Genomic DNA, 22,142 nt, shown 5'->3' on the forward strand with positions numbered 1-22,142 from the left:
AGGTAATATGACACCTAGATTAACTATGCATAGATTTCCGATGCATTAAGCAATGTACTTAGGAGGGAGAGTTTTGTTTGCAGATCAATAAACAAATGATTAAAGGAAGTACAGAAACTTTAATTTTAACCTTACTTCATGGACAACCCATGTATGGCTATGAGTTGATTAAGGAACTGCATCGTCAATCGGAGGGAGTGTTTAGTCTCAAAGAAGGAACGTTGTATCCTATTCTACACGCCATGGAAATCGAAGGATGGGTTGAGGCTTATTGGGCAGAAGTGGAGGGCAGAAAACGGAAATATTATTCCATTCGAGAGCAAGGCATACAGGCATTGCAGGAGAAAAAAGCAGAATGGTCCTTATTCCGCGGTGCTGTAGATCGTGTACTTGGTGAAGGAGGTTTAACCTGATGAATCTGAAGGAAGCAAAAGAGCAGGGGAAGCAGAAAGAAAAAAAGGAGCAGATTCAGATATATCTGGATCGAATCTGTGGTCAGGTTAAGGCGAGTGAAGTACATAATGATCTTCGTGAAGAACTTGGGAATCATCTCGAAGAGATGATCCATGACAAGGAGCAGGAAGGGTTTTCCCCTGTGGAAGCTGCCACATATGCTATTGAACAAATGGGTGATCCGGCTGATCTAGGCAAAAGAATGCACAAAATTCATCGTCACCGGATGCATTGGGGATTATTGTCGGGAGTCGTGGGGATGGCTCTTATTGGTATGGTTTTGACCTGGATTTATACGAATAGTTTGTTAGGCTTGGGATATGAATACTCATCCGTTCATCTACTGTATACAAGTATGGGGATGTTAGCTATGTTGTTCTGTCTCTTTTTTGACTACAGGAAATGGATTAAATCTGCTTGGTGGGTATACATTCTAATGAATGTCCTCTTATGGATTACCCCGATGATAGCGGACTCGTATGGTGGCATGAATAGATTCTTTTCATTACCATATGGCTTCACCATTGATGTTACCACAGCTGCACTTTGGATACTGCCACTCGCGATCGGCGGGATTGTGATTCCTCATTTTCGTTCGGGTCTGAACGTGCGAATGATATTTACCTATATTGCATTAGTAGCTTTGCCTATGGTACTCATCTATCAAATCTCGGATTGGGTCCGATTATTGTTATTTGGATGCATATCTTTGCTACTGTTCGGATGGATTACAAGAAAGTGGTTGTACACGCTGATTACTGCCTGTTTTTGCGGAGCGGCTGCAAGTTTGTTATTGCTTATGACAGATCAATATAGTCGATTCGAAAGGTTATCTGCTGTATTTAATCTGGATCAAGACTCTAAGGGTATGGGATTTATGAATAACGCTATTATCGATATCGTCAAAACAGCAGGATGGTGGGGGAATGGGACGGACATTGCGATAGGTTCAACTTTAAAATATCTTTATCTGAGTTATCCAGGAGTTATGCTTATAGATGTGTTCGGATGGTCTGCCTGTGCGCTGTTTTTTGTTGGCATTGTGTGGTTTGTAAGTACATTATTTAAAATACTGCCGCGTGTACAAGACAAGTTTGGTTCGTTCGTTGTCCTTTCTGTAACAGTTACACTTGCACTTCAACTGATTTATTCAGTTGCGATCATCACGGGAATGGTACCCATCATGAGTATTAAATTTCCCTTTATCGGATATGGTTCCCATGTGATACTTGAATACGCCATGATCGGATTGCTTATCGGTGTTTATCGAAGGAAGGATACCGTTTCCTTAAGCCGTAACTACAACCGTACCCACACGGTGCAGAGTTTGACTTTACCAGAAAGATGATGGACTGTGTCCGAGATTTACCGGAGGGGCAATATGGATATTGCTTATCTGGCGATACACCGAGTTCAGATAGAATTGTCCAAATAAAGAACGGACTAGACCCGAGTTTGAGTTTTGAAGCAGTTCCTTTATGCAAACGTCATATGTAAGTGATATAATGTAAAAATAAACGTATGAAGGGGGTGAATCTCTTGTTTGAATTACATGAGCTATTGCCGTATATATTCTCCATCGGCCTGATTTTTACGGTGAGTTATGCTTATATTGCACACCTTCATTGTGGCATGACGGAGTACTGGATGGAGGGCGGCGCTGGGGGCGGAATCGAACCCGTTTTTCCGGCGTTAGGCTTAAACAGACAGCACAGGGTTGAAAACTGGAGCCGCATGGTCAGACGAAAAGAAGCACCGGATGAAGATGAGCCCGACTGTCATTCCTCGTTGAGAATGGAATCAACCCATCAACGAGGAGGATCTATATGGAACATAATACAAACAAGAGGTTCACACTTACATCTGGCAAGGGACGGATCTATGGCCTGATTGCGATTTTATTCGCGGTCATGCTGCTTGCCGGATGCAGTAATAATGTATCGGAGATTAATTCATCAACACCAGGTTTCTTTAACCATTACATCGTGTTTCCACTCTCGTATCTGATTCAGCACATTGCCAGTGTATTTAATGGGAGTTATGGTGTAGCGATTATCATCATTACACTGGTCATTCGTCTGGCTTTATTGCCACTTATGATGCGCCAAGCCAAGTCCCAGCAGGGAACACGTGTGATTATGAATGCGATGAAACCTGAACTGGATGCGCTCAAGAAAAAATATGAAGGTAAGAGTGATGCGGCTGACCGGCAGAAGCAGTCTGAAGAGACGATGGCTTTATATAAAAAGCATAAGTTCAATCCGCTTAATATTGGATGTCTTCCAATGCTTATCCAACTCCCTATTCTATCGGGGATTTACACAGCGATTCGATTGACACCAGAACTTTCGTCACATTCGTTTCTGTGGTTTAAGCTTGGAGCGCCTGACTATGTACTAGCTGTAGTTGTCGCAGTCATTTATCTGATTCAGGCAAAGGTATCTCAAGCCAATATGGCTCCTGAGCAACGTAAACAATTTGCGATTATGGGATACATCTCCCCGCTGATAATGGCATTTTTCTCGTTATCGGCACCAGCGGCTATGCCGCTGTATTGGACCGTTGGGGGTTCGTTCCTGGTATTACAGACCCTTCTGTTCCGTAAAATGTACCCGGTGGAACACCCGCAGGAGGCTGCGGTGACGGAAGAAATAACTACGCAAAAGATGAATCACACCAAAGGCTCTAATAGCAAGAGCGCGAAGAACACTAAAAATTCAGGCGCTGCCAAACGTTCTGCTAAACCAGCCAAGTCGTAGATAAGATAAGAGATCATTGGAATTGCAAGGTATGTGAAGCCGTGATGATCTTCGTTGTGTTTTTAAATCATAAATGATTCATAATGTTTAAATACAAAAAAAGAAGCGCGTCCATAGAGACGCGCTTCTTTTTTGTGTATATAACTTAACTTATGCGCCTGGTCCTGATATCTCTGGCTCCACCGATAACTGAAAACGGGAAACAAAATGCCAGATTAACTCACGGCGGGAGGAGACTTTTGTTTTGGCAAAGATGGACTTCAGATGATCCTGAACGGTATAGGTTGAAATATGCATGGCTGTTGCAATTTCCTTGGAAGAAAAGCTGCGTAGTACATAGCCGAGTAATTCACGTTCCCTGGCAGATAAGGCATAACTCTCGGACAGGAGCGGAAGCAAATCCTGAGGCATGGCCTGCTCCAGCCAAACGGCGATGTGAAACGCTTTACCAGCAAGCTCGTTCCGTTCTGAATACTCCATTTGTTCCATCACACTGGCTTGAAGCATAACATAACGGCCGTCTGTCAATTGCACACATACTTTCGACAGAGTACCTTCCGATGCAGGCATTTCAGATGCTGTTTTCATGGCGATAGATTGCAGTAGATGAGAGCTTACAGCGCGAACAGGTCTTGGGAGGACAGCCGCTTCCACCTGCTCTAAGCGGCGTAACTCCGATAACCAGTAACGTGCGGCTGCATTTTGCATGACGGGTTCCAGCGAAGCTTGTAAAAGTACTATGCCGGGCTCCCGCGGACTTCCACCTTTAAGTTCCTCCATGAGCATCAGACGGGTTGTTCGCAGCATGAATGCAATTGAAGATGTCCAGTGCTGCACGAGCAGCCTTTCTTCTTCTGAAAATGCAGGCTTGTCTTGTTTGCGATATAACGTGAGATAACCCCAGCAAGCATTATTATTCACAAACACCGTGCGAAGCTCATCCCCAAAACCTGCAGGCAGCAGAATATGGGTATAACGCGAACTTATATCAGGTCTGGATTGAACGGAAGCATGCAAAATCGCAGCATACTGACCGGATTGGATCAAATCAGCATATTTATGTAGATCTTCTTCCATATATTCATTGAAAAATAACTGGTCATGAATGGCCTCTATGCCATCTTCGGTCACAGCGCCTGTAGAAAGAAGGGTAGCAGGATCTACAGTTGTGAAACAGTAGGCATCATATGCAACGACGGTTTGAATCTGATTTAGAACAGCCTCCCGATAGGTGCGAGAAGTCCAGCTTCCTTTTTCAAGAGAAGTAATCCGGTGTAGATTCTGTGGGCTGTTCAAGCTTGCCAAGTGGATTCGCTCCTTCCTGTGTTCTGCAATATCCCATACTTATGGGATGGTGGTCTGCAAGTATCCTTTTATAATGAAAGTAGACGAATACACAGTCAAGTCTAACTTCAAATTCAGAGGAGTGCAGTAGAGATGACGGATCATATATATGGTACACGCTATGAAAAACAAAATGAAAGCACGGATACTGATCATAAACAGTCGGGTGACCGTTCTCCTATGAGCTGGGATACCGCGGACATCCATCGATATGAACAATCTATCGCTCTCAAAATTCCGGGTTACGCTCATATGCATGATCTGATGGATAAGCTTCTTACAGCTTCCATAGCGGATAACAACGACATTAGTGTACTGATTGCTGGAGCTGGAGGAGGCAAAGAGATCACTTTGCTGGGCAAGGTACATCCCGATTGGCGGTTGATAGGTATAGATACCTCTCAGCCTATGTTGAAGTTGGCGGAAAAAAGAGCAGAGGAAGCCGGTATGATAAACCAGGTCAAACTTCTGCCTGTGACGATCGAACAATTGCCAGAGGGCCAAGTATATGACGGGGCAACGAGCATGTTGATGCTGCATTTTATTCGGGGACTGGAAGCGAAAAAGTCTTTTCTGCTGCATCTCGCCAAAAGGCTCAGACCCCGCGCTCCTCTAATCATCGCGGCTGTCAATGCAGATCTGCATTCTCCGGCTTATCCGGTCATGATGAGGGCATGGAAGGAACATATGTTGCAAGCGGGTGTGCTTGCCGAGGAATGGGAGCGGTTTGCGACATCTCTAAGTCAATCATCCGATCCTGTATCAGCAGAAACCTTGGTGAGTTTACTCACGGAGTGTGGTTTTTCTCGGATAACACGTTATTTCGGAGCATTCTGGGTGGAGGGATATTATGCGATTAGAGACTGATATACAACAAAGCAACATGAAAGATCAAATCTGGGTCGTTGGTGGATATGGTCAGGTTGGGCAGATGATCTGCACTAAGCTCGCCCGTGCATTTCCCGGCAAAGTGTGGGCAGCGGGTACACGCCGGGAACGCGCCGAACAATTCAGCCGTGAGACAGGTGGAGCAGTTAAGCCGCTGCAACTGAACATTATGAAGCCTATAGACTCTGCGATGTTACAAAACGTTAAACTTGTCATCATGTGTGTAGATCAGAACGATACCCGTTTCGTTGAAAGTTGTGCCATGGCCGGAGTGGATTATATCGATATCTCTGCCAAGGTTGATTATTTGAAACAGGTCGAACGGCTCGATTCTGTTATAAAATCTGCTGGTTCCACCGCAATTCTCAGTGTCGGATTGTCTCCCGGCATAACCAATCTGCTTGTTCGTGAAGCGGCAACTGAACTGCACGAAGTGCAAGAGGTGAATATCACGGTAATGCTCGGACTTGGGGAGAAACATGGCAAAGCGGCTGTGGAATGGACAGTGGATCAGATGAATACCACTTATGAAGTCATGCAGCAAGGACAGCTAGCCAGAGTGCAGAGCCTGAGCGGTGGTAAAAGGATTGATTTTGGTGAGCGACTAGGACGGCGTATGGCCTATCGATTTCCTTTTTCAGACCAACAGGCTGTAGCTCGTACGCTTCGCATCCCTTCGGTGTCAACTCGGCTCTGCTTAGACTCCCGTTGGATCACCAGAGTGCTTTCGATGTCCAGACGAGCAGGACTATTGAAGCTGTTGCGACTCGGCTGGATTCGTGGGATGGCGGTAAAAGCATTTGCTTTGATCCCTGGTGGTAAACCGATGTTTGCTGTGAAGGTAGATGCGACAGGTTGGAAAAACGGAGAGCGGATCTGTATGCAACAACTTGTTGTTGGCGAAAAGGAAGCTGTTGTAACAGCGGATGTTGCTGTGGCTGTGGCAAAAAGAGTGTACACGAAACCTCAACAACCGGGTGTGTATCATGTGGAGCAGTGTTTCTCGTTACACGATATCGGGGATGAACTTGCCCAGCCGTTGAAGGTAGTAACGAAGATCGGATAAAACGATGTGTAAGGCATTTTTGTCCGCAGGCTCCAATCTGCTATGATGGAATTATGGATCAAGTGCGATTGGAGGGAAAACATGGATAGTATCGCCGTATTGCCTTATTACAGAGTACAGCGTGAGGTAACCGCCCTTTCGCAGGAAATTGAGATGAATGCCCGCACCATGACCCTTTATTCGGATCGAATCGTGACCAAGTACAGGGAGTTTATGATTACAGAAGTGTTTGATATGTCTTTTCGCCGAATGGGGCAGGAAGGCGGATTCTTCTATCTGCATACCAGCACGGGTGTGTATCCTTATATGGTGGAGATTGATCCCAAGCCATTTATTCAAACGTTCCACCAAGTGGCGATTGGCCGATTAAAATGATTGACCTTGCCGCTGCGTGAAGCCTTACGCTGGAATTGGAATAGATACGATCCAATCCAGAGGAGATGTGAAACCGATGAGTATTTTGATTCAGCAAGCAATGATTCTAACGATGCAAGAAGGTGAAGCCCCTTTTACGGGGGATATTCGGATGGAAGGAAATCGGATTGTGCAGATCGCCAGCCATATCGTGCCTCAGCCGGGGGATGATGTAATGGATGGCCGTAACAAATTGGCTATGCCTGGGCTTGTAAATGCACATCAGCATTCGCCGATGAGCTTGCTGCGCGGTTTTTCTGATGATCTGAAGCTGATGGACTGGCTGGAACGTAAGATGTTGCCCGCCGAAGCCCGAATGACGCCCGAAGATATGTATTGGGGAGCCCAATTGTCTATCGCGGAGATGATTCGTTCAGGAACGACTGCTTTTGCCGATATGTATATTCATATGAATGAGATTGCGGAAGCGGTCACGGAAACAGGCATACGTGCATCGCTGACACGCGGTATGGTTTTTATGGAGGATGACGGAGGACGCAGACTGCAGGAAGCGATTGATCTGGTGCAGCATTGGTCCGGCAAGGCAAATGGAAGAATCACAACGATGTACGGACCACACTCCCCTTATACTTGTCCGATGGAACCCCTGCGTGAAGTGGTTGCAATGGCCGTTCAGGACGACATTCCATTGCACATCCATCTGGCGGAAACGAAGGAGGAAGTGGAGAAGATTGGAAGCGGTTATGGTATGACTCCGACCGAATATTTGGAGGAAGCAGGAATGTTTGAGCAGACGCATGTGCTGCTGGCTCACGCTGTTCATTTAACTCCAGGAGACATTAGCAGACTGAAGGGGATGCGCGGTGGTGTGGCTCATAATCCGGTTAGTAACTTGAAACTCGGATGTGGGATTGCGCCGGTTGAGGCCATGTTCGCAGAAGATATTACGGTAGGAATCGGGACGGATGGGGCAGGGAGTGCTACAACGGTGGATATGTTTGAGGAGATCAAGGCCGCATGTTGGCTGCAAAAACTGGATTATGGCGATCCGACCCGTCTGCCCGCGCGTCAAGCACTTCATATGGCAACGCGTGGAAGTGCAAACCTGTTGTCACTACAGAATGAAGTAGGTATGCTTGCGCCTGGGTACAAAGCTGATCTCATTCTGATTGACCTTGCCAAACCGCATCTGCAGCCTATTCATAATGTGGAGTCGCTTCTGGCCTATAGCGTAAATGGAGCGGATGTGCACACCACAATCGTGGATGGACAAGTTCTGATGCGGGGTCGGAAACTGCTCACGATAGATGAGGATCTGTTATATCATGAAGTGAGTACTCGCGCGAAGCGGATTGTGGAAGGAATTTAAATATTATCATTTTCGTTTAAATAATATCTAAAAGGGGTGCCGTGTAAACTTCCGGTGAAAGGCGCATGATTCACCGGAGGCCTACTCATGAACATGTAATCTGTTAGAATTGCATCGATTAATTCAAAAGAAATTTCTAATTTCATCGTAAAAAGTGCTGTATTTCTCCCCATATTTTATTGGCTTCCAAGGCGTTTTGTGCTGGTGCGACATACCGAGAATTATTTTTTGCATGAATGAAATATAATTTATTGAATTTATCGTCAGCCCACTGAATCGTATAATAATCGTCGAGATCAGTTCGGTTTTCGTTTGCAATAATGGGGAAATATCGATCTCCATTCATTTTTTTCTTCATTTTAGCTATTAAACGATCTGACCTTTCAGGTTCAAAAACATCATATACGTTGTCGTCAATAAGCATTTTCCCTTTAAAGGTAGTAGGTCTAAAGAAATCCAGGTAACCTTTCATATTCATTTGAATCTCGATTTTTTCCCCATCTAATGTACTAGCTGTGTATTTTTGTTGAACGTCATAAGGTAATTTATATAATATGATCAGCGCAATAAAACTAACGAAGAAAATGATTAATGCCATTCGTTTTCTAATAAGATGACCGCCTTTCCATAAGTCATTAACTTGAAAGATCTATCATAAAAAAACAATTTTGTTGATTTCGCTTAAGCATAGAAGTATATCCGGAATTCGAGGTGCGCGCGGAAGTGCAATTTAGTGTATTGAACTGAAGTATAATTAGTGTATTACACTAAAGTATAACATGTAATATATTGGATTGAATATTCTGTTGTTGGTATATGAGAGAGGGTAAATGTATGTTTATGATGACCTACATATGGGAACCTGTAGATCTTTGAAAAATATTTTTTTCAGAAATCAATAGGAACTGGAAATGATTTGATAATTAAAACGCTATGGGAGCCTATCCCATGGCGTTTTTTGTCGATTTTGAACTGGTAATAGTTCTATAGACCTGTTCAGAATCGGTTCAGAATAGGTCGTTATACTTGCTATGTATCTATACGAAATGACAGATAAACACGAGGAGGAACATGAATTGAAGGGGAAAAATAAACACAACAAATTAAAGCCGATCATGAAAAAAAGCATGTTGGCCGCACTAGGGTTAGGTATTGCTTTACCTTTTGCCGGCTCGCTTCCTCACGCGAATGCAACATTACCAGAATCTAATCTTGTGATTTCAGAACCAGTACTTAACAGCGGCATCTCTTGGTTAAGTATCTCATCCAAGAGACCTATGGAGAATTCTGTACCAATCTTGGTTGGATTAGATAATAGAATAACCATTGATTTGAGCACTCATTTTCCATCGAGTCAGTACGGTAGCATTAGTGCCATTTCTAGTAATGAAAATACCGCTAGTGTGGACGTGATTAATGATGATAATACTAGCTATAAATTGGTTGTTACTCCGCATGCCAGAGGTCGTGTCGAAATTGAATTAAAAGCTCATTACAAGTTATCGGAAGAATCAAATTTGGAATCAGAAATCATTACGGATACTATTGAGCTTCACATCAGCAAAAAAGGTGATTTCAATAATGACGGATATGTGGATTCTGCCGATGCTGTTGAATTATTCAGTTACCTTCGTAACATACAGTTTGGTAGAAGTACCTCCGTTTCCTATGTGGAAATGAACAAAGCGGATATCGATCGAAACGGTGTACCTGATAAGAAAAATGACATGAGTGCTTTCATGCAAGGCTATATTGGAGGTACCCTCGGAGCAAAGAATAATAGCTATGTGCTTACTTTCAAACAGAAGCAGGACACACCAGTTGTTCTAAATGACTCTTTAATGGGTGAGGTAAACGTCAACAGCAACATATCAACTGATGTTGAAGTGCTGAATGTTGATAATAATTATAACCTTCATTTATCTTATCAGTGGTATACCTCCTCGGATTCGTCAGGAACAAATAAACAAATTATACCTAACGCTACAGATAGTAGTTACATGATTAGTTCTGCAGAAGCTGGTAAGTATCTCGTTCTTGGAGTTACACCTATGGTAAACCCGGATGATATTCAAATCGATCCGTTCTTTATCATAAGTAAAACGCACGTCCCAGTTCCGACTCCATCTCCATTTCCTTTTTGATTTAAATGCTACTATTTTACAACCAAAATGATTTTCAAATAACGTAAAAATGTACATGGAGGTTATTACATGTTTCAACCGAAAAAGAAACGTCCAAGATTGAGAAAAACAATGTCAGGTCTGATTATGTTGACATTATTATCTTCGCTTGTCTTACCCGGTGTAGTAGGGGCTGAACCTGCCCATCCACCACAGATCCAATTCGCCAATGAAAGTGTACAGGCGGGGCAAACGGTTGATGTGCCAGTTGTGTTGAAAGAGAGTGATTTGCCAATTAAGGCTTATAACATGCAGATTGACTATGACAATACTGCTTTGGAGATCGTAGGGATTACACCTAGTGTGATCAACACAAACACAAACACAAACACAAACACAAACACAAACACAAACACAAACACAAACACAAACACAAACACAAACACAAACACAAACACATCAACATCTACCCAAGAAAATAGTTTAGCAGGCTTCCAATCGTACGTTAAAAACGACGAAGGTTGGGTACGAATTATCTGGACAGATCTTTCAGGGATGCAGCAACTGATTGATGGAGAACAGACCTTATTCACAATCAAATTCAAAGCTAAAGCCAATGCAACTTTAGGACAAAAACAGCTTAAAGTAAGTCAGAATGATTCAGAACATTGGCATTTTGAAAATTCGGAATTTGGAATGCCTGGTCTATTGTCAGGCGGAACAATCACGATTACAGGAGCTAGTTCAGGTGGCAACTCCAGTTCGCCTTCAACGGGTTCATCGGGTGGTGGAGGATCCTCCCCAGCGCCATCTCCTGCACCTTCCACTCCGGCAGCGACGAAAGGTGTAGACATTTATGTAAACGGTCAAAAGCAAGAGCAGTCGGCAACGGCCGCTACTTCCACGATCGATAACAAGGTGACAACAACGATTCAAGTGGATAACAATAAAGTGATTAATCAAGTGGGGAACGGACTTCGTACAATCTTGCTTCCGGTTACAGGCACAGGTACAAACGCGGTCGTTGGTGAATTGAACGGTAAACTGGTAAAAACGATGGAAGGCAGTAATGCACAGGTTGTTATCCAAACGGATACAGGAACGTATACCCTTCCAGCCAGTCAAATTAAGGTAGATCAGGTCGTAAGACAGCTTGGCGGCTCAGCAGCTTTGGAAGATGTTAAGTTCCAAATTGCGATTACACCAAGCAACGACACGAAAAAAGCAGCGATTGAGGCGGCAGCAAGCAAAATGAACAATACTACCGTGATTGCCGCTCCAGTAGATTTCGAGGTCAAAGCCGTTTACCAAGGAAAACAAGTAGATGTAAATCGTTTTAATTCGTATGTAGAGCGCACGATTGCATTGCCTAAAGACACAGATGGCTCCAAAATTACAACGGGCGTTGTGCTTCAAGCGGATGGTACAATGCTTCATGTGCCAACCAAAGTGATCAAAGGCACAACGAATGATGCTGCGGTTATCAACAGTTTGACAAACAGCACGTATGCGTTGATCTATCACCCGGCAACGTTCACTGACATTTCCAGCCACTGGAGCCGCACGGATGTTGAGGATCTGGCTTCCCGTCTGGTGGTAGAAGGTGCAGGAGATAACACATTTGCACCGGATCGCAGCATCACCCGTGCAGAGTTCACCGCTGTTTTGCTCAGAGGTCTGGGTCTGCATTCACCTGAAAGTACAGTAACCACGACATTTACAGATGTGAATTCGAACAGCTGGTATGAAGATGAAGTTCAAACCGCAGTTTCGTACGGACTGATCTCGGGTTACACAGATAACAGCTTCCGTCCAAACAGCGAAATATCTCGCGCCGAAGCGATGACAATCGTTTCACGTGCCATGAAACTGGTAGACTTGGCCAAAGCGGATGCATCTGAAACAGCAAATCTGCTCGGTTCATACCGTGATGGCGGCACAGTGAAAGCATGGGCTGCAGAGGCGGTAGCATCAGGGATCAAGCAAGGTCTGGTACAAGGTACTGACGGAAAACTGATGACTGACGCAGACATTAGCCGTGCACAGACGGCAGCCATTGTGAAACGTTTGCTGGCGAAAGCCGGATTAATCTAATTTATTTTCAAATGATTGTTCATTAAAAGGTAATCCTAGCAACATGGAACACCTGTCGTTCGTTTAACGTTATCGTTGAATGAACGACAGGTGTTTTTGATTTCTAACAACAAATGACTTCTGTTTAATCCTAATTTTAACGAAAGCTTTGTTTAGCGGCAGATCATTTGATAAAATAGAAGGGACGCCTCAGCAAACGTTTTAATAGAAAAGTATACGGGCACATTTAAGTTCCTTTACTGTGAGCCTTGTCGTGCGTCTATGTGAATAGTTGAACATAATCTAGCGATTTTATTATACACAGAATGGAGCCATCCGATGAAATACCGCAATATGGAAGATTGTATTCACGATCTGGAGCAGCATGGTCATCTGATCAGGGTTAAGGAAGAGGTTGATCCGAATCTGGAAATGGCTGCAATTCACATGAAGGTGCATGAGGCCAAGGGCCCGGCGCTGTTATTTGAAAATGTAAAAGGTTCCAGGTTCAAAGCCGTATCGAATCTATTCGGCACCGTTGAACGCAGCAAGTTCATGTTCCGTGAAACACTGGAAGGTGTACAGCGGGTTATGGACGTTCGAGACGATCCGATGAAAGCGCTCAAGACCCCGCTAAAGCATATTCACACAGGTCTTGCCGCCTGGCAGGCATTACCTAAGCAAAAATCCATCAGCTTACCTGTGACGGCACAGGAGATTCAGATTTCCGATCTGCCACTGATCAAACACTGGCCAATGGATGGTGGTGCGTTTGTAACCTTGCCGCAAGTGTATTCGGAAGATCCGGATAAACCGGGCATTATGAATTCCAATCTGGGTATGTATCGTGTACAGCTTAGTGGTAACGACTATGAGATGAATAAGGAGATTGGTTTGCACTACCAGATTCATCGCGGAATTGGAATCCATCAGGCCAAGGCTGTGAAAAAAGGAGAACCGTTAAAAGTCAGTATTTTCATTGGCGGTCCTCCAGCACATACGTTATCTGCAGTGATGCCGCTGCCGGAAGGATTAAGTGAGATGACCTTTGCCGGCCTGCTTGCTGGACGTCGTTTCAGATACAGCTACAAGGATGGGTACTGCATCAGCAATGACGCGGACTTTGTTATTACAGGTGAGATCTATCCTGGCGAGACCAAGCCGGAAGGTCCGTTCGGCGATCATTTGGGTTATTACAGTCTGACTCACGAATTCCCGCTCATGCGTGTGCATAAAGTGTATGCCAAACCTAACGCCATCTGGCCGTTTACAGTGGTAGGACGACCGCCGCAAGAGGACACCGCTTTTGGTGATCTAATTCATGAAATCACGGGAGATGCTATCAAACAGGAGATCCCGGGCGTAAAAGAAGTGCACGCCGTGGATGCTGCCGGGGTACATCCGTTGTTGTTCGCTATAGGCAGTGAGCGTTATACACCTTACACAGCTGTGAAGCAACCAACCGAGCTATTGACCATTGCCAACCGAATTTTGGGTACAGGACAGCTCAGCTTGGCGAAATACCTGTTCATTACAGCCGAGGATCAGCAGCCACTGGATACACATCAAGAAGTTGAATTTCTGACCTATATTCTGGAGCGTATGGATCTGCAACGAGATATTCATTTTTATACTCATACCACCATTGATACACTCGACTACTCTGGTACGGGGCTGAACAGTGGCAGTAAAGTGGTCATGGCAGCATATGGTGACAAGATTCGTGAACTGTGCAAGGAAGTTCCGGAATCATTGAAGAATATTCGTGGTTACGAAAATCCGCAACTGATTTTGCCGGGTATGGTTTCCATTCAGACAGCTCCTTTCACTAGTTATGCAGATACGGCAAGTGAGATGAAAGACTTTACGGATGTTCTACAACAGCGCGGAGGGCTTGAAGCTTGTCCGATGATTATCGTGTGTGACGATAGCTCCTTCCTGAGTGCAAATCTCAGCAACTTCTTGTGGGCTACATTTACGCGCAGCAACCCGTCGCATGACATGTACGGAGTGAACAGCAGTTATACTCACAAGCACTGGGGCTGTGATCAGATTATTATCGATGCACGGGTGAAGCCGCATCAGGCCCCGCCGTTGATTCCTGATGCGTCTGTGGAGAAGGCCATTGAACGTTTTTTCGTAAAGGGCGCAAGTCTGGAATCCATTAAGATCTAGTTAAAATTTTGAGAAAAAGAAATTTATCTGAATATATTAGGGTGTATCGAAAGAAGATATTCATGAAGAGTGAGGGGGTCCAGACGTATGTCAGGACTTCCTTTTTGAATGGAAACCAGGAGGACTTGCGTCTTTTCTATGAGGATAAAGTCTTAGATGTTCATTTTTGTCTATACGATTAAGGTCATTTGGACTATGTAAAAAATGTGAGATGTAAACGATATAAGAAGTATAGGTATGTCTTGGCCCCGATTGTCCGGGTGCTGTTAACTATAAACATTTGTTCAGGGGGAGTTCCGATTGAGAATCCATATTATGAACCTGCATGAAGGGGACCGTCTGACAGCGGATACGTTTAGTGATGCAGGACTGCACATTCTCGGAAAGGGGACTGTTATTCGAAGCGAGGATATTACCTTGCTTATGCAGCATCGGGTAGATTACGTAGATATTGAATTGCGTGATGAAGGCATTACCGAAGCAGAATTTTTTGCAGCCTCAATGAAGCGTGCATCGGAGTCGAGTAGCACTAACAGTACTAGCAGTATTGAACAACCTCCTGAAGAAGAAATGAAGTCTCAATTCCTTCAGACTGTACATAATTATCAAAATGCATTTCTGGAAGCACTTACTGTAGGCAAGTTTAATGCTACAATGGTGGATGATGCTTTGCAGCCCATGGTGGATGGACTTGATGAGCAAAAGGATGTTGTACATCTTCTGATGATGCTGGAACGGGATGACGTTAACAACTACACCCATTCGATTCAGGTAGGTCTGTTATCCTTCTATATCGCGAGCTGGTTGGGGTATTCTCAGGAAGAATGTTACAAGATTAGCCGCGGGGGTTACCTGCACGATATCGGTAAATGTAAAGTTTCACTCCGGATTCGGAACAAAACAGAGCCTTTGACCGCGCAAGAACAGCTCGAACTGCAGCGTCATACTATCTACGGACATGAGATCATTAAAAACTCGATGACAGATGAGGCAACCGCTCTGGTAGCATTACAGCATCATGAACGGGAAGATGGCTCGGGGTATCCAATGCAGCTTGGAAAAGGTGAAATTCATCCATATACTCAAATTGTATCTGTAGCTGACATATACATTGGCATGCGATCCGGTAATCATGGAGCCAGCAATCCGAACCTTATCAACAATCTTAGAGATATCTATGGCATGGGATTTGGTAAATTAAGTGAGAAGCCAGTTCAGGCGTTAATGCAGCATCTGCTGCCTAACTTTATCGGAAAACAAGTGCTTCTAAGCAATGGTGAAAAAGGTGTTATTGTCATGAACAATACGTCCGATATTTTCAAACCGCTGATTAAAGTGGAGTCGGAAGAATACCGCGATCTGTCGAAGGAGCGCACACTTTCCATTCATGAATTACTGATTTGAGTTACGAAAAAGTAGACAGTTGAAACGAGCCTCTTGTCCTTGGACGAGAAGCTCGTTTTTTAGTAGGAAATTTGCCAAGAGTTAACCTTCACGCCTGGGATGCATCCAACCGATCAGACAGACGATCTACGGCCCATACTAGCAAAGCTGTGGCACTGACACCTGCCCCTAACCAGCATACTCCCTCCCAGCCGAACCAAGCATATACCTGTGTAGAAGCAATAGAACCAACGGCACTGCCAATGGAATAGAAGACCATATATGACGCAGTTAATCGGCTTTGCGCTTCCGGACGGACGTGATAGATCAAGCTCTGGTTGGTCACATGTATAGCCTGCACAGCAAGATCAAGGAGAATTACACCTACAACCAGAAACCATAAAGAAGTATGTAACAATGCAATCGGAATCCAGGATAACACTAGAAGAAGAAGAGAAATGACGGTTGTCTTCTGTCCAAAACCCCGATCAGCTTGTTTACCCGCTTTGGCAGCAGCGAGTGCTCCGGCAATGCCTGCAAAACCAAAGGCGCCAATTAGAGAGTGAGATAACGATATTGGGGGCGCACTGAGTGGTAATACTACGGCTGTCCACAGAATGCTGAACGCCATAAAAATCAACATGGCAAGGATTCCGCGAATTCGAAGCACACGTAACTCTCCATATAGTCGCAGGGTGGAGCCAATCAATTGGAGATAGTTCAGTTTTGTTTTTGTGAATGATTGTTGAGGAAGCATACGAATCAAAACAAATACACTTATCAATGTGAGACTGGCAGATAATAAATATACAGACCTCCAACCAAGCCAGTCGTTCATTACACCGGCCACCGTTCGTGCAAGTAAGATGCCAATGACGATACCGCTGGTTACCCGGCCTACGATGCTGCCTCGTTCGGATTCGGCGGACAAATAAGCTGCATAAGCAACGAAGGTCTGTGTGATAACAGCTAATAAGCCAACCATCGCAATAGCGAAGAACAGAATCGGTTGGGTAGTAGAAGTACCTACAACGATTAATGCTACTGCCGAAAATAACATCTGAATTAAGATCAGTTTTCGGCGGTTGACGAGGTCTCCAAGTGGAACAAGTAGTAACAGACCAAGTGCATAACAAATCTGAGTCACTGTAATCACTAAGCCTATGGTTGCATGAGATAGATCAAACTCGAGAGCGATGGAATCCAGCAAAGGCTGTGCATAATAGATGTTCGCTACGGATAGACCGCTGCAAATCGCAAACACCCACGCCAGTGCACTGGTCATGCTCTGGTTTGTTGAAGTGCGTACTTTTGAATTTTGTAAAGAACTCTGCATTTATTTCGTATCCTTTCATATTAGAATTAATTTGTACTGATCAGTACATTATTGTCGGAGTTAAAGATATATTTTTTTGGCATGAAAGTCAATGGGGATTGCTGCTTTAAAAATGGATCTAAGGTTTGTCAGGGAATAGGATTTGAGAGATTAGAAAATTCAGCTTTGAAAAGGTCTTCGTCCGGAGAAAAGAAGAGTGATATGCGTTACACTTATTTTGACTTTTTAATCGGTTGAGTTAAAATATTATTGTACTGTTCGATAAATAAAGGGGCGGTGTTATGGTTAGGAAGCGAGAGTTCAATACAGACCAGGCGCTTGATGCGGCCATGCATGTATTCTGGGTTAAAGGGTTCGAGGCGACATCACTAACGGATTTAACGACAGCAATGGGGATTCAGCGACCTAGCTTGTATGCGGCTTTTGGAGATAAAAGGGAGTTATTTGAACATGTGCTTCGTAGATATACGACCGCTCATGCTGCACAGATTAGAGCAATGCTTGGTCAGGGAGAGTCCGTTAAAGAAGCTTTTCGCGCTGTTTTTGAGCATATTGCAACAGAGGGGGGCACAGGTCATGCCAGTCACGGGTGTTTCTGTATTAACACGATGGTTGAACTGGCTCCTCATGACCCGAAATTTGCCGTGTTATCACGAGAGCATCAGATGTATTTAGCAGTCATTTTCAGAGAGGCACTCGAAAAGGGCCAACAAAGTGGAGAATTAACAGGAGATATACATGCTGGACTTGTGGCACAATCTCTGCTTGTTTCTATGATTGGAATAACGGTGCTAATGAAGTCTGGACCGGAACGTTCGTTTATTGAGCAAAGTATCCAGGCATCGCTAGCTGTGTTGCAATAGCACTTTCGATGAGGGGATTAACCGCTCCGGGAAGTATTTGTTTTTCTAACGATCTCCAGAGACGCTATCTGGGTGAAATCACACGTTTTTATTTTCTAACGATCTCAGGAAAGCTTATTTTGAGAATTTGGTGTAAGAAATGAGTGTAAATCATGAATTTCAGCAGAATAAGGTTCCTGGTGATCGTTACAATTCCAGCAAGCCCGATTTGGCTTAAATAAGCTCATCTGAGATCGTTAGACTTCACGAAATATCAACGAAATTTCCAATAGGACGGAGAGAAGCTGATGATTGAGGTAACTACAGTAACCATCATACATGCTCCGATTGAGCGTTGCTTTGATATGGCCCGTGATATTGATCTCCATACCCAGACGGTGTGGAAACATACGCGAGAACGAGCCGTTGCTGGAGTAACCAGTGGCCGAATTGGATCTGGCGATACGGTTACTTTTGAGGCCACGCATTTTGGAATAAGACAAAGGTTGATGTCACGCATTACGGCTTATGAGCGACCTTTCTTGTTTGTCGATCAGATGGAGAGAGGTGCATTCAAGAGCATGCGACATGAGCATCATTTCAGCGTATGTGGAGAACATGGGACTTGCATGAGAGATACACTGCGTTTCGAAGCTCCAATGGGATTTCTCGGATGGGCGGTAGAAAGGCTTGTTCTACAAAGATATATGCAGACTTTCCTTGAAAGCCGTAATGGTAAACTGAAAGCTCTGCTAGAGCAAGGTGAAACCTGAAATAAGCGAAGAGCTTTTGCCAGAAGGCTAAAAAGGAATTTATGACAACCCAACCTTTGCTTGAAACGTATGTATTTGTAAGGGGGGGCGTTATATGCAGCTGACTTTTTATCGAATCCAATTGGTCGTATTTTTTTTACTTAGTGTTCTTCTGATGGCAACGGGCAAGCTTCATATTTTTGTATATTTCCTTATCTGTGCTGGAACGGTTGCGTTAATCGCGATTGGCGAGTCTCTGTTTAGTGTGAACCATTCCCGATTGGACTTGTTTGTGAAGAAACTTCGAGCGATTAGCAAGGTGATGGTCATCGCAGTCTTAACGGTTCTCCTGATTAAAGGCATTGTATTTCTATTTGGCTAAAATATGGAGCGGACCCCAGAATGAGATCCAACAAGACGAATGAATAGAATCGTTAAAAGTTAAAAGCAAAAAAAAGGTGCCGGCATGGGATTAAAGAGTCCTGTGACAGTACCTTTTGCAATGATGAACTATGGAGTAGAGTGCCCTCGTACCAATGCAACATTGAAGTGCCCCCGTATCAACAGAGGCAGCGTATTAATGAAGCACAATGCGACTTCGTCATCATGGTATGTGATGTGACTTCCCTAGTGTGGTGAAGATCGGATCATAGTTACACTAGACTCGCGAACAATCAAGCGAGGTTCAAACTGGATATGCTCATAATCCGATGTGCTCATCTCACGAATTCGTTTAAGCAGCAGCTCCGTAGCGAGCCGAGCAACCTCCTCACCCATGATGGAAACGGAACTGATCTGTGGTGAAGACACCGTCGTCCATTGATTGTTATCAACGCCTACTACAGCAACATCTTCAGGCACCCGTACACCCAATTCTTTAAAGCGGTTCACAAGTCCAATCGCGACCATATCATTGATTGCATAGACTGCATCCGGCATATGTGTCAACCCGTAGAAATAATCCGCGGCACTGGCCCCCGTACCTAGTGAAAAGTCTTCCCCAAAATAAACAAGGGAAATATCCACTTGACCGATAGCTTGCTCATAAGCACGGTAGCGCTCTTCAATAATATCTTTGGGGGCACCGGCGTAAGCAATTCGGGTTCTTCCGATCTTGAACAGATGATCCATGACGAGCTTTCCCTCAGGTTGTGACAAGGAGACAATATCTGCCTGAATGCCAGGCTCAAGTTTTTTTCCGTAATTAATGATCGAGATCGGAAGAGGAGCCTTGTCGATCAGTCCTGGTAGCGTTTTTGGATAGGCCAGTGGCATGAAAATGAGGCCATCGACGTGTAACTTTTTAACATTACGTATGGTTTCAATCTCTGTCCGGGCATTGCCTGCAGTATTAATCTGTACAACATGGTATCCGTGCTGTTTGGCAGTCTGTTCCACCGACCAGGAGATCTCGGGAATGATGGCGTTACGGATGTCAGGAACGACAAGTGCAATCTGATGGGTTTGCCGGATTTTGAGGCTCTGTGCAGAGGTATTTGGCACAAAACCGAGCTCCTCGATCGCACGCATAACTTTATCCCGCGTTGCACTGCTGATTCCATCCGAATTGTTAATGGCTCGCGATACGGTTGCGATGCCTACACCGGCGTGCTCAGCGACATCTTTAATCGTGATTTTCTGTTCTTTACTCACTTTATATTTGACCTCACTTCATCGGAAACGATTCCGTATTTTCGGTTTATGTATGTTTTACATGAGTTGCATATAACTTGATTATATCATTAGTGCATCACAGTAGCCCGTCAATAAACTAAAATAGATGTAATTTTATGCATCTTTATGTTTATTTTTCTAATTAAGGATCAATAATGAACGAAATCTTGAAAGGAAGCTGTAGTTTATTCTTCAATTCCGTACAAAAAAGCAGATCAATCGACGGCTTCACACACGAAATCGACATATTTATGAAGAGATAGGTTTGACAGTGTATCTCAAATGTGACATATTTAATTTACGGAAACGTTTCCGGAATTGTACTGAAATAATCTTTTGGGAGATGAATGGAATGAAAGCATTGCGTTGGCATGGTGTCAAAGATCTTCGCCTGGAGCATATTTCTGAACCTCAACCTGAACAGGGTAAAGTGAAAATAAAAGTGGAATGGTGCGGAATCTGCGGCAGCGATCTGCACGAATACACAGCGGGACCAATTTTTATCCCTTCCCAAGAACCACATCCGTTAACAGGGGAACAAGCACCTGTTGTGATGGGGCATGAATTTTCTGGACAAGTTGTTGAAGTGGGGGAAGGCGTGACTCGTTTTCAAGCGGGTGATCGTGTGGTCGTAGAGCCGATCTATGCATGTGGTCATTGCGCAGCTTGTAAACAGGGCAGCTATAATCTGTGTGACAAGATGGGATTTTTGGGTCTGGCCGGAGGTGGGGGCGGTTTCTCCGAGTATGTTACCGCAGCCGAGAACATGGTTCATGGGATTCCGGATTCAATCTCCTATGAGCAGGGCGCGCTGGTTGAACCATCTGCAGTAGCTCTTCATGCTGTACGTCAGAGTAAGCTGAACGTTGGGGATACCGCAGCTGTATTCGGCGCAGGACCGATTGGACTGCTTGTCATTGAAGCGCTCAAGGCATCCGGGGCTTCTGATATTTATGTTGTGGAGCTGTCACCTGAACGTAAGGCAAAAGCGGAAGAGCTGGGTGCCATTGTGATTGACCCCACCGAGGTTCATGTGGTTGAGGAGATCCACCGGCGAACGCAAGGTGGGGTGAATGTGGCCTACGAAGTAACGGGTGTTCCGCGTGTGCTGCAACAAGCCATTGACTCAACACGTATTGGTGGCGAACTTATGATTGTGAGCATTTTTGAACAAGAAGCCCCGATTCAGCCGAACTCTATTGTAATGAAAGAACGTACGGTGAACGGGATCATCGGTTATCGCGATGTGTTTCCGGCTGTCATCCGTTTGATGGAAAAAGGATTTTTCCCTGCCGATAAGCTGGTGACCAAACGTATTGTACTTGATGAGGTTGTAGAACATGGCTTTGAAGCACTTCTGAAAGAAAAAAATCAGGTGAAAATTTTGGTTAAGGCAGAATAGTCCTTAAATTTCTATAGTAGACCTCATTTCTACGGATATGAGAGTCTACTTTTTTTTGTTGAAAAGGGCGAAATTTGTTGCAGCGTAAGCACCTTTTACATACTATAAAAAGATACAATTTGTATCGT

General features: G+C 44.3%; 19 protein-coding genes. 15 read left to right on the top strand and 4 right to left on the bottom strand.

What is annotated here, in order from left to right:
- Positions 1-77 precede the first annotated feature (77 nt).
- From ACUTVW_RS22945 to yidC, 3 genes are all read left to right on the top strand, one after another.
- Positions 78-413: a PadR family transcriptional regulator gene (locus ACUTVW_RS22945; protein WP_445647883.1), complete on the top strand. Its 336-nt coding sequence runs from the start codon at positions 78-80 to the stop codon at positions 411-413.
- Positions 413-1,801 carry an FtsW/RodA/SpoVE family cell cycle protein gene (locus ACUTVW_RS22950; RefSeq protein WP_445647884.1) on the top strand — a complete coding sequence of 463 codons (1,389 nt, stop codon included), beginning with the start codon at positions 413-415 and terminating at the stop codon, positions 1,799-1,801. Before ACUTVW_RS22945 ends, ACUTVW_RS22950 begins: the two co-directional genes overlap by 1 nt.
- A 478-nt stretch (positions 1,802-2,279) precedes the next feature.
- Positions 2,280-3,212: a membrane protein insertase YidC gene (yidC, locus tag ACUTVW_RS22955; RefSeq protein WP_445647885.1), complete on the top strand. Its 933-nt coding sequence runs from the start codon at positions 2,280-2,282 to the stop codon at positions 3,210-3,212.
- Positions 3,213-3,362: 150 nt separating this feature from the next.
- On the opposite strand, the gene ACUTVW_RS22960 is transcribed toward yidC, so the two are convergent.
- Positions 3,363-4,517, bottom strand: coding sequence for a helix-turn-helix transcriptional regulator (locus ACUTVW_RS22960; protein WP_445647886.1), 1,155 nt, complete (start codon positions 4,515-4,517; stop codon positions 3,363-3,365).
- Between the two features lie 132 nt (positions 4,518-4,649).
- Here ACUTVW_RS22960 and ACUTVW_RS22965 point away from each other — a divergent pair, with 132 nt between their 5' ends.
- The 4 genes from ACUTVW_RS22965 (at position 4,650) to ACUTVW_RS22980 (ending at position 8,254) form a co-directional block, all read left to right on the top strand.
- Positions 4,650-5,423 (top strand): class I SAM-dependent methyltransferase, encoded by a 774-nt coding sequence (locus tag ACUTVW_RS22965; protein WP_445647887.1) that lies wholly within the window; start codon positions 4,650-4,652, stop codon positions 5,421-5,423.
- Positions 5,407-6,510, top strand: a complete 1,104-nt coding sequence (locus ACUTVW_RS22970; RefSeq protein ID WP_445647888.1) for a saccharopine dehydrogenase family protein — start codon at positions 5,407-5,409, stop codon at positions 6,508-6,510. Before ACUTVW_RS22965 ends, ACUTVW_RS22970 begins: the two co-directional genes overlap by 17 nt.
- Positions 6,511-6,591: 81 nt before the next feature.
- Positions 6,592-6,885 (top strand): hypothetical protein, encoded by a 294-nt coding sequence (locus ACUTVW_RS22975; protein ID WP_445647889.1) that lies wholly within the window; start codon positions 6,592-6,594, stop codon positions 6,883-6,885.
- Positions 6,886-6,961: 76 nt separating this feature from the next.
- Positions 6,962-8,254, top strand: coding sequence for an amidohydrolase (locus tag ACUTVW_RS22980; protein ID WP_445647890.1), 1,293 nt, complete (start codon positions 6,962-6,964; stop codon positions 8,252-8,254).
- A 142-nt stretch (positions 8,255-8,396) separates the two neighbouring features.
- Here ACUTVW_RS22980 and ACUTVW_RS22985 read toward each other — a convergent pair whose 3' ends face one another.
- Positions 8,397-8,852 (bottom strand): hypothetical protein, encoded by a 456-nt coding sequence (locus tag ACUTVW_RS22985; protein ID WP_445647891.1) that lies wholly within the window; start codon positions 8,850-8,852, stop codon positions 8,397-8,399.
- A gap of 478 nt (positions 8,853-9,330) precedes the next feature.
- Between ACUTVW_RS22985 and ACUTVW_RS22990 the strand changes: the two genes are divergently transcribed.
- The 4 genes from ACUTVW_RS22990 (at position 9,331) to ACUTVW_RS23005 (ending at position 16,029) form a co-directional block, all read left to right on the top strand.
- Complete coding sequence (locus tag ACUTVW_RS22990; RefSeq protein WP_445647892.1) at positions 9,331-10,398, top strand: dockerin type I domain-containing protein; 1,068 nt, start codon at positions 9,331-9,333, stop codon at positions 10,396-10,398.
- A 69-nt stretch (positions 10,399-10,467) separates the two neighbouring features.
- Entirely contained in the window at positions 10,468-12,471 is a 2,004-nt protein-coding gene (locus ACUTVW_RS22995) for an S-layer homology domain-containing protein (RefSeq protein ID WP_445647893.1), read from the top strand.
- A 318-nt stretch (positions 12,472-12,789) separates the two neighbouring features.
- Positions 12,790-14,625 carry a UbiD family decarboxylase gene (locus ACUTVW_RS23000; protein ID WP_445647894.1) on the top strand — a complete coding sequence of 612 codons (1,836 nt, stop codon included), beginning with the start codon at positions 12,790-12,792 and terminating at the stop codon, positions 14,623-14,625.
- A 300-nt stretch (positions 14,626-14,925) separates the two neighbouring features.
- On the top strand, positions 14,926-16,029 hold the full coding sequence (locus tag ACUTVW_RS23005) for an HD-GYP domain-containing protein (protein WP_445647895.1): 1,104 nt from the start codon (positions 14,926-14,928) through the stop codon (positions 16,027-16,029).
- Between the two features lie 88 nt (positions 16,030-16,117).
- On the opposite strand, the gene ACUTVW_RS23010 is transcribed toward ACUTVW_RS23005, so the two are convergent.
- Positions 16,118-17,344, bottom strand: a complete 1,227-nt coding sequence (locus tag ACUTVW_RS23010; RefSeq protein ID WP_445647896.1) for an MFS transporter — start codon at positions 17,342-17,344, stop codon at positions 16,118-16,120.
- A gap of 281 nt (positions 17,345-17,625) precedes the next feature.
- On the opposite strand from ACUTVW_RS23010, the gene ACUTVW_RS23015 reads away from it, so the two are divergent.
- The 3 genes from ACUTVW_RS23015 (at position 17,626) to ACUTVW_RS23025 (ending at position 19,320) form a co-directional block, all read left to right on the top strand.
- Positions 17,626-18,207 (top strand): TetR/AcrR family transcriptional regulator, encoded by a 582-nt coding sequence (locus ACUTVW_RS23015; protein ID WP_445647897.1) that lies wholly within the window; start codon positions 17,626-17,628, stop codon positions 18,205-18,207.
- A 287-nt stretch (positions 18,208-18,494) separates the two neighbouring features.
- Positions 18,495-18,959 carry an SRPBCC family protein gene (locus ACUTVW_RS23020; protein WP_445647898.1) on the top strand — a complete coding sequence of 155 codons (465 nt, stop codon included), beginning with the start codon at positions 18,495-18,497 and terminating at the stop codon, positions 18,957-18,959.
- 94 nt (positions 18,960-19,053) lie between these two features.
- A complete protein-coding gene (locus tag ACUTVW_RS23025; protein WP_445647899.1) occupies positions 19,054-19,320 on the top strand; it encodes a hypothetical protein in 267 nt (88 codons plus the stop codon).
- Positions 19,321-19,565: 245 nt separating this feature from the next.
- On the opposite strand, the gene ACUTVW_RS23030 is transcribed toward ACUTVW_RS23025, so the two are convergent.
- Positions 19,566-20,591 (bottom strand): LacI family DNA-binding transcriptional regulator, encoded by a 1,026-nt coding sequence (locus tag ACUTVW_RS23030; RefSeq protein WP_445647900.1) that lies wholly within the window; start codon positions 20,589-20,591, stop codon positions 19,566-19,568.
- A 373-nt stretch (positions 20,592-20,964) separates the two neighbouring features.
- On the opposite strand from ACUTVW_RS23030, the gene ACUTVW_RS23035 reads away from it, so the two are divergent.
- Complete coding sequence (locus ACUTVW_RS23035) at positions 20,965-22,014, top strand: 2,3-butanediol dehydrogenase (RefSeq protein ID WP_445647901.1); 1,050 nt, start codon at positions 20,965-20,967, stop codon at positions 22,012-22,014.
- The last annotated feature ends 128 nt before the right edge of the window (positions 22,015-22,142 follow it).

This window comes from Paenibacillus sp. TSA_86.1 (genome assembly GCF_052691815.1).